The 14521-nt window shown below is 46.1% G+C and carries 10 protein-coding genes; 5 read left to right on the top strand and 5 right to left on the bottom strand.

The window, feature by feature from the left end; all coding sequences use genetic code 11:
* Nucleotides 1-11: 11 nt before the first annotated feature.
* The 4 genes from pheT to ACXAGV_RS07525 all read left to right on the top strand — a co-directional run bounded on the left by pheT (nt 12) and on the right by ACXAGV_RS07525 (nt 4346).
* Nucleotides 12-2399, top strand: a complete 2388-nt coding sequence (pheT, locus tag ACXAGV_RS07510; protein WP_474872712.1) for a phenylalanine--tRNA ligase subunit beta — start codon at nt 12-14, stop codon at nt 2397-2399.
* Between the two features lie 3 nt (nt 2400-2402).
* Nucleotides 2403-2702 carry an integration host factor subunit alpha gene (gene ihfA / locus ACXAGV_RS07515; RefSeq protein ID WP_012518129.1) on the top strand — a complete coding sequence of 100 codons (300 nt, stop codon included), beginning with the start codon at nt 2403-2405 and terminating at the stop codon, nt 2700-2702.
* A 114-nt stretch (nt 2703-2816) separates the two neighbouring features.
* Complete coding sequence (locus ACXAGV_RS07520; protein ID WP_474872713.1) at nt 2817-3362, top strand: hypothetical protein; 546 nt, start codon at nt 2817-2819, stop codon at nt 3360-3362.
* Nucleotides 3363-3752: 390 nt separating this feature from the next.
* Nucleotides 3753-4346 (top strand): hypothetical protein, encoded by a 594-nt coding sequence (locus tag ACXAGV_RS07525; RefSeq protein WP_474872714.1) that lies wholly within the window; start codon nt 3753-3755, stop codon nt 4344-4346.
* Between the two features lie 60 nt (nt 4347-4406).
* Here the strand turns inward: ACXAGV_RS07525 and ybaK are convergent, their stop codons facing one another.
* Nucleotides 4407-4877, bottom strand: a complete 471-nt coding sequence (gene ybaK, locus ACXAGV_RS07530; RefSeq protein WP_474872715.1) for a Cys-tRNA(Pro) deacylase — start codon at nt 4875-4877, stop codon at nt 4407-4409.
* Nucleotides 4874-7282, bottom strand: coding sequence for a penicillin acylase family protein (locus ACXAGV_RS07535; protein ID WP_474872716.1), 2409 nt, complete (start codon nt 7280-7282; stop codon nt 4874-4876). Before ACXAGV_RS07535 ends, ybaK begins: the two co-directional genes overlap by 4 nt.
* Before the next feature lie 98 nt (nt 7283-7380).
* On the opposite strand from ACXAGV_RS07535, the gene nagZ reads away from it, so the two are divergent.
* A complete protein-coding gene (gene nagZ, locus ACXAGV_RS07540) occupies nt 7381-8391 on the top strand; it encodes a beta-N-acetylhexosaminidase (RefSeq protein WP_474872920.1) in 1011 nt (336 codons plus the stop codon).
* A 136-nt stretch (nt 8392-8527) separates the two neighbouring features.
* Here the strand turns inward: nagZ and ACXAGV_RS07545 are convergent, their stop codons facing one another.
* From ACXAGV_RS07545 to mfd, 3 genes are all read right to left on the bottom strand, one after another.
* Entirely contained in the window at nt 8528-9043 is a 516-nt protein-coding gene (locus ACXAGV_RS07545; RefSeq protein WP_474872717.1) for a cob(I)yrinic acid a,c-diamide adenosyltransferase, read from the bottom strand.
* 127 nt (nt 9044-9170) lie between these two features.
* On the bottom strand, nt 9171-10970 hold the full coding sequence (locus ACXAGV_RS07550; RefSeq protein ID WP_474872718.1) for a CsiV family protein: 1800 nt from the start codon (nt 10968-10970) through the stop codon (nt 9171-9173).
* A 1-nt stretch (nt 10971) separates the two neighbouring features.
* Nucleotides 10972-14469 carry a transcription-repair coupling factor gene (gene mfd / locus ACXAGV_RS07555; RefSeq protein WP_474872719.1) on the bottom strand — a complete coding sequence of 1166 codons (3498 nt, stop codon included), beginning with the start codon at nt 14467-14469 and terminating at the stop codon, nt 10972-10974.
* Between the last annotated feature and the right edge of the window lie 52 nt (nt 14470-14521).

Genomic DNA, 14521 nt, shown 5'->3' on the forward strand with positions numbered 1-14521 from the left:
AGAGAGTACACATGAAATTCAGTGAAAAATGGCTAAGAGAGTGGGTTAACCCGTCGCTGTCGGCACATGACCTGTCTGAACAGTTGAGCATGGCTGGCCTTGAAGTAGACGGCGTTGAGCCAGTAGCAGGCGATTTTAAAGGCGTGCTAGTAGGTGAAGTAGTGGAGTGCGGTCAGCACCCGAATGCCGATAAACTGCGCGTAACTAAAATTAACGTAGGTGGCGATGAACTGCTAGATATCGTTTGTGGTGCACCTAACTGTCGTCAGGGCATTAAAGTAGCGGTAGCGGTTGTTGGCGCAGTATTGCCAGGCGATTTTAAAATTAAAAAAGCGAAGCTTCGCGGCGAGCCGTCATTCGGCATGCTATGTAGCTTTTCTGAGCTAGGTATTAGCGACGACCACGACGGTATTATCGAGCTTCCAGCCGATGCCCCTATTGGCGAAGACATTCGCGATTACCTTGGTCTTGATGATAACGCTATTGAAGTAGACCTAACACCAAACCGTGCAGATTGTTTGGGTATTCGCGGTATTGCCCGTGAAGTAGGCGTGCTTAATAACCTTGACGTGTGCGAGCCTGAAGTAGCATCTGTAGAGGCTACTATTGATGATAAATTATCAATTACGTTAAGCGCGGATGACGCATGCCCACGTTATTTAGGCCGTGTGGTTAAAGGCGTTAACGTAAAAGCAGCATCGCCACTATGGTTGGTTGAAAAGCTACGTCGTTGCGGTATTCGCAGCATCGACCCCATTGTAGATGTGACTAACTTTGTATTGCTAGAGCTTGGCCAGCCAATGCACGCGTTTAACCTTGCCAGCATTGAAGGCAACATTAACGTGCGTATGGCGAATGAAGGCGAAGCCCTTACGCTACTTGATGAAACCGAAGCTAAGCTGCAAAGCAATACGTTAGTTATTGCTGATGACAACAAAGCGCTAGCAATGGCGGGTATTTTCGGTGGCCTACACTCTGGTGTAACTACTGAAACCCAAGATATTTTGCTTGAAAGTGCGTTCTTTAGCCGTGATGCCATTATGGGCCGTGCCCGTCAGTACGGTTTGCATACCGATGCCTCACACCGCTATGAGCGTGGTGTAGACCCGCTACTTCAGCGTAAAGCCATGGAGCGCGCTACTGCACTAGTTCTTGAAATTTGTGGTGGTGAAGCTGGCCCTGTGGTTGAAGCTGTGGCTGAAGACAAGCTACCTAAGCAGGCAACGGTTACGCTTCATCGCGAACGTTTAGCGCGTGTACTAGGTATTAGCATTGACGATGCAAAAGTAACAGAAATGCTTAACCGCCTTGGTTTAGACGTTACACAAACTGAAGCAGGCTGGGAAGCGGTTGCACCAAGCTATCGTTTTGATATTTCAATTGAAGAAGATTTGATTGAAGAAATTGCGCGCGTTTATGGCTACAACAACATTCCAAACGTGGCGCCAAAAGCTACGCTAGCAATGCTACCTTCGCAAGAAGCTAAGTTGCCGCTAAACACTATGAAGTCGTTGCTACTTAGCCGTGGCTACAATGAAGCAATTACTTACTCGTTTGTAGACCCTAAAATTCAAAACGCATTGTTCCCAGACGTGAAAGGCATGGTGTTACCACACCCAATTTCATCTGATATGTCGGTAATGCGCGTAAGTTTATGGCCGGGTTTGCTAGGTGCTACTGCTTATAATCAGAAGCGTCAGCAACAACGTGTTCGCATGTTTGAAACCGGATTACGCTTTATTCCTCAACAAGATGCGCCTAATGGTGTATTGCAACAGCAAGTAATTGGTGGTGTAGTAGCAGGGCGTCGTAATGAAGAACATTGGGACTTGGGCGATAGCCCGGTTGATTTCTTCGATGCAAAAGCCGATGTTGAGGCGTTGTTGGCACTTACAGGTAAAACCGGTGAGTTCCAGTTCGTTACAGGGCAACATAGTGCGTTGCACCCTGGCATGACGGCAAAAATTTTGCTTAATGATGAAGAAGTTGGCTATATTGGTGCTATACACCCGCAGTTTACTAAATTGCTTGGTGTCAACGGCCGCGTATTTGTGTTCGAACTAGTGGTAGATGCCATTACCGATCGTAAATTACCGTCAGCCGTACCAGTATCGCGCTTCCCATCGAATCGCCGTGATATTGCTATTACGGTTAAAGATGAAGTGCGTGTAGGAAATGTTCTTTCTTACATAGAAAATATTGGCGTAAATCAACTAGTTGCTCTAAACTTGTTCGATGAGTACAAAGGCAAGGGAATTGAGCCTGGCTATAAGAGCCTTGCTTTGTCACTTCATTTACAAGATCCGGATAAAACCTTGGAAGAAGCTGAAATTCAGCAAGCTGTAGATACTGTGGTTAAAGGTCTGGAATCTGAGTTTGGGGCCGCGTTAAGAGAGTAAACTATGGCATTGACCAAAGCCGAGATGGCTGAACACCTATTCGAGAAACTAGGCATTAACAAGCGTGATGCGAAGGATCTGGTAGAGCTTTTTTTCGAAGAGATTAAAGGCGCTCTGGAATCTGGTGAGCAAGTAAAACTGTCAGGTTTTGGTAACTTTGACCTGCGTGATAAAAACGAACGTCCTGGCCGTAATCCTAAAACCGGCGAAGACATTCCAATTAAAGCGCGCCGCGTGGTTACATTCCGCCCGGGTCAAAAACTGAAAAGCCGAGTTGAAAACTCTGAGCCTGTCGACCAATAATCTTTAGGTCGTTACAATACTGAAAAAGAGCGAGATCTCTCGCTTTTTTTGTATTGCTTCTTTTTTACAGTGCACCCGCACTGATTTCTATATGCAATGTTTTTGGAGGAAAGTGTGAAAAAAGCACTTGTCGTTCTTGCTATTATTATTGCCGCTACCTTTTCATGGTTTGCTTATTTGTCGCTAGATGCAGACAAGCGAGATCAAGACGCAGCGCAAGTTCCGCTTATTACAGTGATGGAAATTCTTCACGCCAGCGATTTGCAGCAAGGTGTAAAGCAAGCTGTTAAAGAAGGGAATGTTGAAGCTGTAGATTCATGGATGGAGCAAGCCCGTGAAGTAGGGCAGGCCGCTAATTTATCTGCAGAAGATTTGGATTATCTTAATTCGGAAACCGCAAAAGACTACGTGGTATTTAATGCTAAACGTCAGCTATATAACGAAGCATTTGAAGCGCGCTATTATGCCTTAGAAGATGTTGTATCGTTGAAGGCTGAATATCCTGAAGCCAAAGATTTATTTCCACGCACTGATGCGCTGATTAAAAAGCGCGACGCAATTATTCAGCAAATTGCTGTAGCTATTTCGGGCAACGAACAGCCCGATGAAGCAGCGCTTGAGGAAGCGCGCAAGCAGTGGTTAGCGCAGGCGAGTAACTAGGCTATGTCTAAGGCTATGTCTTAGGCTATTGCTCGCGCTGCATTCAAACACTCATCAGAAACCTATACCACAGACCAGCTTCATACCCCTTCCTACTTTTCATACTATAAATTTATTGAAAGCTTAATTTGAAAGTGTACGCAAGTTGGCGTACATTTGGGGTGCTTGATGGGTTACAAGGAAATAAAGCGACAGGTCATTGATTGTCTAAATAAAGGATGCGTTTCCCATGAGCAGAGAAACGATTATTCTTCCAGCGTTCATCATTTTGATAGCGGTATTACAGTACATGTAATTAAGACAAGGCTAGCCGGCCATAATTGGTATGTTAAATGGTATTTCGTAGAGCCGAATAGCGTTTTTATTAGCGTCCATCATTAAGGAAAAGATATGAAAATTTTCAAAGTAGGCGAGTCGCAGAAAGCGGCATGCAATACGTGCCAGTCATTTGAAAATGCGACATTTCAATTAAGAGATGTGCCTTTCAGTGATGGTACGGGTGTGGTTAAAAAGGTCTTGGTGGGGGTATGTGATAAGTGTGAAAGTGTGACTGTGTTACCTCACCAATCTACACCTGCGGTTAAACGTCAATATGAAGCAAAGCGAAAGCCAGTGGAAGGACGTTTACCAGCGCATTTAATCGATATTCTAAATTTAGCGACAATGGAAATTGGTGCAACTATAGACTTTGTTCCAAGCATGATGAAGTACTACATTCACTCATTGTCTGAAGATGAAAAGTCAGCGAAAAAGATAGCGAGTTATCTTCAAAGTGACTTGGCAAAAGGTAGATCAGAAAAGCGCCTATCGCTAAAAGGGCGTAAGATTTTCGAAGACATAGAGCATCTTAAGTCACTATCGCACATAGAAAATACTACTGATTTACTGAAAGGTATTATCCTTAAGATAAACGAAGATGTGTTGATTAAAAAAAGGCTTAAACCAATCGAAAACCTTAAGAACATAATGGCAGCAGTCGCATAACCAAATAACGCGTAATTAGTTTTTGCTAGCGCAGTTAACGATGTTTTAAATTGCGCTAAGTTAACTTACCGAAATATCTGCAAATTTAGCGCTTGTTAGCGAAGCTAAATCGGCAGGGGCTAGGGCCACTTCTAACCCTCGTTTCCCGGCACTCACGTGCATAGTAGTAAGGCTTTCAGCGCTTTTATGAATTACGCTGGCTAACCGTTTTTTCTGGCCCAACGGGCTTACTCCACCTAACACATACCCCGTGGCAACCATTACCGCGTTTGCCTGTGCCATTTCTACCTTTTTTACACCTAATGCTTTTGCCATTTTCTTTTCGCTTAGCTTGGTGTTAACGGGTACTACAGCAACAGCCAGTGTTTTGGAATTTGTACTCACCACTAAGGTTTTAAATACGGTATTCGCGTCTAGGTTTAGCTTTTCAACCGCTTCTAGCCCGTAGGATGCTGAGTTTGCATCGTGGTCATACTTTAATACCTTGTGGGCTATACGCTTTTTGGTAAGTAGTGTGATTGCAGGTGTCATTCAGCCTCTTTTTTATAGAATGTTCGACTGTGTATAGGTTCGCTCGGTAGTAGAGGCGTTGCCGCATGGGTGGCATAGTCGTTGAAACCTGCTGTAAAAAAATCTGACAGCGGGTGTCCGCTCTGCCCACCAGGTAAGGTTAAAATGGCATCTTCTAAATGACCAGGGCTCACAAAGAATCGTTCCGATGCACCAAAGCTAGGCGCTTGAACTGCAGGCATATAGGTATCGCCAAAGCCTTCTACTTGCTGCATATTCAACATGCTTCCTACTAGAGGAATTTGGCTAGCGAAAGGGTGCTCTACTGATAAAGCGTTGACCTTACCCCAGGCTAAGGTTTCCATGTCAGCCTCTACTGGGGAATACTTATCTAATAATTTGTGTTTGGCGCGTCTGTAAGCATCTACTAATAACTCGTCAAAACTTTCAGTGTCGGCGGGCAGCCAAGAGTCTGGCTGGCTATGAATAAGCTGCCAGGTGGCTGGTTCAATGCCTCTAAGCAACGTGCGGCTGTTTACATCTTGTTGGTCTAAGTGTGAAAGCATCCCACCAAAAAGAGTTTGTATTACCTCGCGCCTAAAATGCTTGACTAAGGTGTAGCCAACCGAGTCTTCACACGCGCACTCTTTCCAAGTGTTTAGATAAGCAAGGTCTGGTTTGAACTCAATGTCTTGCATATTTAACAAGCCGTACAATAGATGTTGCCATGGAATTAGGAAGCGAGCGTGATTATCTAGCTGAATAGCGTAAAAGTCGGTTTCACTGAAGGTGTCTTTTTCGAAAAGCCTGTCTCTTATTTGTTGCCCGCGGGCACCAAGGGCATAGCCACCGTCGCCCCATACTTTAAAATCTTCGGCCGATATAACTCTGGCATTCGCTGTCCATATTCTTCCCGTTTCTGGGTTTACTACCATGGGAAGCTTTGCTGCCCGTTGTGGCGGTGTGTTTAGTGCGCTTTGTTCTTGTATGGCCGTGAACGATGCTTGTTGCCTATCCATCACAGCGCCGCCAGGTAGCCACGCAGCACTGCCGTTTTCATCAACAATAACCAGGTTCTGAGTAGGGATGGCGATGCGCTGGCCTGTTCTTACTGCCGCTTGAACACTTTTTACGGTACCAAAATTGATAATACCCAAATTAGCCGCAAAAGGATGGTGCGCAACCCAGTTCAGCGCGTAGCGTTTGCCGTTGAGTTCTTTTACCGGGCCGTATTTGCTTACTTCAAATGTGAATTCATGTTCGCCATCGGGTAGGGGAATACGCTCTGTTACCGTGTTGGTAGGCGTTGTTTCCTCTAATTCAATCCAGTCCACATTATCTAGATTTGCGTTAGTGAAACCCCACGCGATATGACCGTTCGTGCCTACTACTACGCCCGGAATACCAGGCAAAGACACGCCTGTTACCTGCACATCGTTACCCGATTCTTGGTAGTTAAGCTGGGCGCGATACCAAATGATAGGTACACGCAAGCCTAAATGCATATCGTTCGCTAAAAGGCCAGCGCCGGTAGCGGTGTGACTCCCGGTAACCGCCCAGTTATTGCTGCCGATGTCAGGAAGCTCTGTGCCGTTATATTGAGCACGAGCAATCGCTGTGTTGTTGTTATCCCTGTAGCTCGCCGTAGTTGCGGTAGGGGCATCAGCAATTTCTTCAGTGCTTTGGTTGCTTTCGTTATTTTGTTTGTTGCTAGTAGAGCGAAGGGAAACGGGGTAGGGTGGGATCTCGGCCTCGAGCAAGGGAATTTCGCTAGCATCTAATGCTGCTTGATAGTTACTTGGCTGCGTAATAAAACTATAAATATCGTTCCCAAACGTGGTGAGTAAAGCTTCTCTCGCTAAATCAATTTCTACCTGCGTACCTTGTAAGTCTAAATACATGCTGTAAATAACTAGAATGCTGTCGGTGGGTTGCCACTGTTCTATGTCAACGCCAGCAGCTACGTACTCAAACGGCGGCAGGGTGAATTCCGACAGAGCGTCATTAACACCGTGCGCATAGCGAACCAAAAGCTCTTGTTGTTTAGAGGGAAGATGATCAAACACGGCTTTTGCTCGTTTTTCAAATTGGTGAAAGCGAGCTTTTTTATCGATATCAAGTGCCACGTCGCCTACCCACCGCGACAAACCACCCGACGCGGCGCGGCGCTGAAGGTCCATTTGAAAAATGCGGTCTTGGGCGTGAGCAAAGCCCAGAGCGTAGGCAGCATCAAAAATATCGTCGGCTTTAATAACGGCGTGACCTAAGCTGTCGCGGCTTAATTTGGTAGGGGCGTTTACGTGATAAGTAGTGCTATTCCCATCGAGCGCAGGCAAACTTAGGCGAAGGGACATATAAAGCCCCAAAGCCGCTAATAAAAGCAGTGTTAAAACACTTAAAACCAACCACTTGAACCAATTTATCACGTGTAAAACTCCCTATTTTTCTCTATCCTAACCACAGAATTAGCAAAATTGAAGTGATGTTTTATGACACATACTAAGGCGGTACTGTGGGGCCATTAATGTTGGACTGTCAGGCTGAAGAACTTGCGCCTGAAGAAAAGGAAAAGTTAGCACACCCAGTGGTAGGGGGCGTAATTTTATTTAGCCGTAACTATCATGATAAACACCAGCTTTTTGCGCTGGTTAAAGATATAAGACGCTATGCAAAACGGCCAGTGTTAATAGCGGTCGATCACGAAGGGGGCCGCGTTCAGCGCTTTCGCGAGGGTTTTACTGCAGTACCTGCAATGGGTGATATTTTAAGGCAGTCTGAGCATAAAGATGAAAGCGCTGCGTATGCTAAAGCATGTGGTTTAGTGCTGGCACATGAACTTAAAACCTTAGATATCGATTTTAGTTTTGCACCTGTGCTTGATATAAACGGTGTATCACAAGTCATTGGCGATAGGGCATTTGCAGATAACGCAAATGAAGTCATACGCCTGGCAACGCATCTTGTTCAAGGCTTGAAAGCCGTAAATATGCCAGCTATTGGGAAACACTTTCCGGGTCACGGCAGCGTGGCTCCCGATTCTCATGTAGCGCTTCCGGTTGATGAGCGAGACTTCGATGAGATTCGCAGTACAGATATGGTGGTGTTTGAACGCTTAATTGAGCGCGCAATGCTAGATGGTGTTATGCCTGCCCATGTTATTTATAACAAGGTGTGCGATAAGCCGGCAGGTTTTTCACCGAAATGGCTGCAAGATGTGCTTAAGCGCGACTTGAGCTTTGGTGGCGCTATGTTTTCTGATGATTTGTCTATGCATGGTGCGAGCGTCGCGGGAAGCTACTTAGAGCGTGCTGAAGCTGCGCTCGATGCTGGTTGTGACATGGTACTTGCTTGCAATAACCCTGAAGGGGCTGAGAGTATTCTGGATGGATTAGAAACACGCTTTTCTCGCTTAAATGAGGTCGATTCACAGAAGCAAGAGCGTGTTATGGCGCTTTATGGGCGGGTTATGCCCGCAGGTCTTAAAGATAAATACGACAGTGCGGTTGAATTGGTAAAGCGTCTGAACGAACGGTAGGTGTTATGCCTACCGTTTTATTCTTCGTTTATGCAAGCAAGTTATCTCGGTGTACGTTTGCCTGTTTTATCGCTGATTTTAAGGCTGCCTGTTTCTCTGGGCGCATCATTGGTAAGTCGATACCGATACCGGCACTTTACACCTTAGTTTCGTCTTCCCCGGCTTCAACATTCATTAAGCGCGCAAATGTGAATAGGAAATCGCTTAAACGGTTCAAATACGCGTGTACCACTTCGGGTACGTCGTAGTGTTTAGAAAGGCTGATAACCGCGCGTTCAGCACGGCGACATACAGCACGACAGACATGTGCCTGCGCGGCAGCTTTACATCCTCCGGGCAGCACAAATGAAGTGTTAGGCGGCATTTGATTAGTTAAACTGTCTATCTGGTTTTCTAAGCTTTCAACGTCGGCATGTTTAAGTGTGGAACTTGCAGAGATAGCGAAGCCAGCTTGGAACAGGTTACGCTGAATATCGTGCAGCATAGGCTTATGCTGCTCAGCAACATAGGCCGCTAGTAAACCAATATGGCTATTAAGTTCGTCCATGTCGCCGTAGCTTTGCACTACCAAATCGTCTTTATCAACACGTACGGCTTTGTCAGCATAAATTTGGGTGCTGCCTTTATCGCCAGTGCGAGTGTAAATCTTCATAAAACCTTTTTCTCTTAACTAAATCTTTTGCTGTTTCTATCCGTTGCCATAACTTGATGCTGAAAACTAGCAGCTAGAAAACTTTGCAACGTAGAAAACGTCCAAGCTTAAGCGAGCGCGCAAAGCGCTACTCGCTGACATCTGGTCGATTGTAACGGCGAATTTGTACCACAAAGCCAAATAGAGGGTGGTCGAAATAGTGTAGCTGAGTACTTATTACTCGACGTTGCTCGGCTAGCGGAACTGAAACCAATTTATACTCAGTCGGCGTTGCTTGACCGTTCGCAGTACTGCTAATTGCTTCATTACTGAAATAGCTTAGTGGTACAGGCTGGCGATAAAACATTTCACCATCTATGTGCAGATAGGGCACGCGGTTAATGTATTTAAGAAAGACTTTTATGGTGCCGTCAATTTCCCAAATAGGGGTTCTTAACGATGCATTTGTTGCGTCGTCTTGATCTTGCTCCACAATCATGGCCGTATCCAGTGCTTTCAAGGCTTCATAATCGATAGCTTGTGGGTTCGATAAGCGACGGTCTAGGTCTGCAAAAATATCTGTAGTGGGCACAAGTTTACTGGCATTTCGAGCCGTTGACACACTTGCTTTAACTGCGAGTCTGTTGTCTGCAGTCCTTTCGGCAAGCGGGGAGCCTACCTCACTTATACTAAGCGCATTTTGATTGCTTTCACTGTTATTCAAATCTGCGGTTGCGTCATAGCCAAATTCCGCCTTGCTATTGGTCGAGCCAACAAGCACTGCGCTAGTTTGTTGCGCCCGCATGTCGCCATTTAAGTCAAACCGCTGCGCGTAGTTTTGACCGCCGTATAGGCGAACGTTAAAGGCCTTGTTTTTGCCAAACATTACAGGCTGGCGCCAAGTTGCATGAAACAGGCGCTCTAAATCTCGATTTGAACGTATTTGGCGGGATATAGACGATAACGCCTGTTGCTCACTGGTAAGTAGGTGCGCTTTTGAAGCTAGAGGCCAGTCGTGCCCTTCAATAACAATGGGGAGGCTCGCAGGAGCGGGCAGTCTGTTGTCAGGCTTGTTAACCTTCCATACAATAGCTGGTTTCAGTGCAGACTGAATTGAGGGTGTTTGGTCTGAGGTACCGTTTGCTAGTGCCTTGTTGGTTACGTCACTCTCTGTTGATGCCATAACGCTTAGTACAGTGGTAACTTCTGCGCTGAGCCAAGGTTTTTCTTCTTCACAATATTTAAATTTGGGAACACTAACAGGCTTGGTTTCTTTTACCCCAAAGAACCATGTCCAGTAGCTTGCGATAGTTGCTGCATCTGGCGCGTCACTTATATCAGTGTATTCATTTGAATAACCTGCATCGCTTGCAAAACCCTTCGATGAATAAGGCTGGTTATCTTGGCTGGTATTGAAACCTTCGTTACTTTGCGTGCCTACGTTAAACGCAGCTGAAGAGGCCGTTTCCGCATGGCTTGAAGCATTAGTGTCGCTGCCGGTATCGTCAGAGTATGAAACATCAGTCTTATCACCATACTGTGCAGTGTCTTGAGTACTGTTTGGAATATACCCTTGAGCGCTATCTTGCTGTGCGCTGTTGACAATAGGATGCAACAAGAAATCAATGTCTTTTGAAGGAATATCAAAAAGGGTCTCGTTTGGCCATTTTATCGAAACATCTGCGCCACAAACGGCTAAGCCTTGCTTCAAATAGCTAATATCTGGCGCAATAACGTCGCTGATGATGTCTGCCTGTGCGCGAGGAGTTGACAGGTCGTCAGCCAATAAAAACTGCTCTTCTAACTCAGTAAGCGCCATATTGCGCTTAAACGCGATCACTTCCACATCAAACCACCAATTGTCATTGGCGTGGGCCGTGGTTGAAAATGTTGTTAGCAATACGGCGCTAATTGATGCGACTAACGGGCACCAGCGAGATAACTTCATGTTATCGCGACTCCTTTGCAAAATCGGCAATAATATCGCTAATAAACGCGATGCGCTCTTTAGCTGTTTCGGTCTTCTTCACCAAACGTAGTTTTTGGCTTCCTTCAAACTTAAAGGTATTCGGTTTGGTTTGCACAAGGCTAATAATATAGCCTGGGTTGACCTTAGTGGTTTCTTTAAACTCTATGGTACCGCCTTGGGCCGACAAGTCTACTTTTAGAATGCCTAAGGCTTGGGCTTTTATTTTAATTTCAGCCACTTCTATCAAGTTTCTAGCAGGCTCTGGCAATAGACCAAAGCGGTCAATACATTCTACCTGAAACTCATCAATATCGTCTTGCGTCGTGCAGCTTGCTAGGCGCTTATATAGCGATAGGCGAGTATTCACGTCGGCAATATAATCTTCAGGCAACAGGGCTGGAATACGTAATTCGACTTCGGTATGGCCTGACGTTGCATCATCTAGTGACGGCTCTCGACCTTCTTTAAGTGCGTTAACGGCCTTATCAAGCATGTCCATGTACAAACTAAAACCAATGCTGGCGATTTGCCCTGACTGGTCGTCACCTAAAAGCTCACCGGCACCACGAATTTCCAAGTCGTGAGTGGCAAGGGCGAAACCAGCACCTAAATCTTCAAGTTGAGATATAGCTTCTAAGCGTTTCACTGCATCTTTGGTCATACGCTTTGGATGCGGTGTTAGCAGGTAAGCGTAGGCTTGGTGATGCGAACGACCCACTCGGCCGCGAAGCTGGTGCAGCTGCGCTAAGCCTAAATGATCGGCCCTGTCCATAATAATGGTGTTTGCGCTTGGTACGTCGATACCGGTTTCGATGATAGTGGTACAAACCAGTACATTGTAGCGCTGGTGGTAGAAGTCGCTCATTACGCCTTCCAGTTCGCGCTCGCGCATTTGACCGTGCCCCATTGCAATGCGTGCTTCAGGAACAATTTCGGCTATTTCTTCCACGGTTCGAGCAATGCTTTCCACTTCATTGTGAAGGAAATAAACCTGACCACCACGTAAAATTTCGCGCATGATGGCCTCGCGAATAACGGCTTTGTTACGCTGCTGTACAAAGGTTTTAATTGATAAACGGCGGGCAGGCGCTGTAGCGATAATAGATAAGTCGCGCATGCCTGATAACGCCATGTTTAGCGTACGAGGAATAGGCGTTGCTGTAAGGGTGAGAATATCAACATCTGCACGTAACGATTTAAGCTTTTCTTTTTGACGCACACCAAAGCGGTGTTCTTCGTCGATGATCACAAGGCCTAAGTCTTTGTACTTGATATCGCTAGATAGCAACTTATGTGTGCCTACCACGATATCAACTTTACCTTCGCCAATACGCTCAACCACAGCCTTTTGCGCTTTGCCGCTTACAAATCGGCTCATGACTTCAATTTCAAACGGCCATGCCGCGAAACGGTCTTTAAAGTTCTCATAGTGTTGCTGCGCAAGCAGGGTGGTAGGCACTAATATGGCCACCTGTTTACCAGCATTAGCGGCAAGGAAGGCTGCGCGCATAGCAACTTCTGTCTTACCAAAGCCTACGTCGCCGCATACTAAGCGGTCCATCGCTGAAGGACTGCCCATATCGTGCATAACCGCAGCAATGGCTTGAGCCTGATCAGGCGTTTCTTCAAATGGGAAACTGTCTGAAAACGCTTGGTAGTCATCCCAATTTATATTGTAAGCGAAACCGGGCTTAGCAGCGCGGCGGGCATATACATCAAGCAGTTCGGCAGCCACATCACGGACTTTTTCAGCGGCTTTTTGCTTGGCTTTCGTCCAGGCGTCAGAACCTAAAGCACTTACTGGTGCGCTATCTGCGTCTCCGCCCGTGTAGCGCGAAATCAAGTGAAGTGAGGCAACGGGTACGTACAATTTTGATTGTTTGGCGTACTCAATACACAAGTATTCGGTTGCTACACCGCCCGCATCGAGTGTTTGTAGCCCTAGGTAACGGCCAACGCCATGGTCTAAATGCACGACCGGTTGCCCAATAGAGAGCTCGGCTAGGTTGCGAATAATCGCGCTCTCATCGGTGGCCGTGCGCTTATCGCGCAGACGGCGCTGGCTTACTTTTTGGCCTAGTAACTCTGTTTCCGTAATAAATAACAGCTCGCCTTCCTGGGTTTGCCAGCGGAAGCTGTTATCAACCATACCTACGGTAATACCAATGTTGTCGTGGCTTGCAATAAAATCACTAAAGCTATCGACTATATTTGGCTTAATGCCCGCTTTGGCAAGTACTGTAAGCAAACCTTCTCGTCTGCCTTGGGTTTCAGCACAAAACAGTACTTTAGCCCCGTTGTCAGTGGCGTGATTTACGGTTTTAATAAGTCGTTCAGCAGGTACTTTTTTCTGCGAGTTAATCGCAATGTCATCAAGCTTTTCACACTGAAGGTTGCTAGAACCTTGTTTTTCTTCAAGTATCTTGCTGGAAAGAGATGCTCTAGGCCACTGTTTAATAGCACCGAATAACTCGTTAATAGGTAAAAATAGCTCATCTGGCGCAAGCAATGGGCGGGCTAGGTTGTAGCGGTATTGTTCGTAGCGTTCTTGCACGTCGGCCCAAAAAAATTCGCTAGCGTCTTGCACGTCGCCGTGAAGTAATAGCAGGCTTTTTGGGTGAAGGTAGTCAAAAAGCGTAGCGGTTTTTTCGAAGAAAAGGGGGAGGTAATACTCCACACCGCTTGGCATAGTGCCCTTGCTTACCTGAGAAAATACGCTTTCAGATGCATTGTTTGCGTCGAACTTTTCTAAAAACTGCTGGCGGAAAAGGGTGATTGCTTCTTTATCTGTTGGGAACTCACGAGCCGGTAGTAAGCGAATTTTGTTTACCGCTTCGCCTGAGCGTTGGCTTTCCGTATCGAAATAGCGAATAGAGTCGATTTCATCGTCGAATAAGTCTATTCGAAACGGCTGGTCGCTTCCCATTGGGAACAGGTCGATAATGCTGCCGCGTACTGAGAACTCGCTGTGGCTCATCACCTGGCTTACGTGTAGGTAGCCAGCTTGCTCTAGGTTGCGCCTAAATTGATCTCTATCTAATGTATCGCCCTTATTTAGCATCAATAGGTATTTTGCTAAATAGTCGGTAGGGGCAAGGCGCTGCATTAGCGTGTTAACAGGCACAATGAATATGCCATCGCCTTGTTGCGTAAAGCGGAACAGGGTTTCTAATCGCTGAGAAACAATGTCTTGATGAGGCGAAAACGAATCGTAGGGCAGTGTTTCCCAATCTGGGAATAAAGTAATGGGCGTATTCTTTTGATCATCGCTTAAGAAAAACGCTATTTCTTTTTCAAGCTTCATTGCCGATGGCGTATCGGCAGTGATTAACACAATAGGGCCTTTATACTGGCTGAGGGCTTGGCTAATGCAGAGCGCAGCGCTGCTGCCTTGAAGTTGGCCCCATTGTTTGTGATCTTGTGATGAGGCTTCTTTTTTAGGCGCAGGTAATGGTAGCGATAATAAAGTGGCTGTCATGACGTCCTGTTTTTAAGTGCAAGAAAAGTTTTACGGCTTATATACTGTTTTT

Source organism: Alteromonas sp. ABH4_453 (assembly GCF_056160665.1).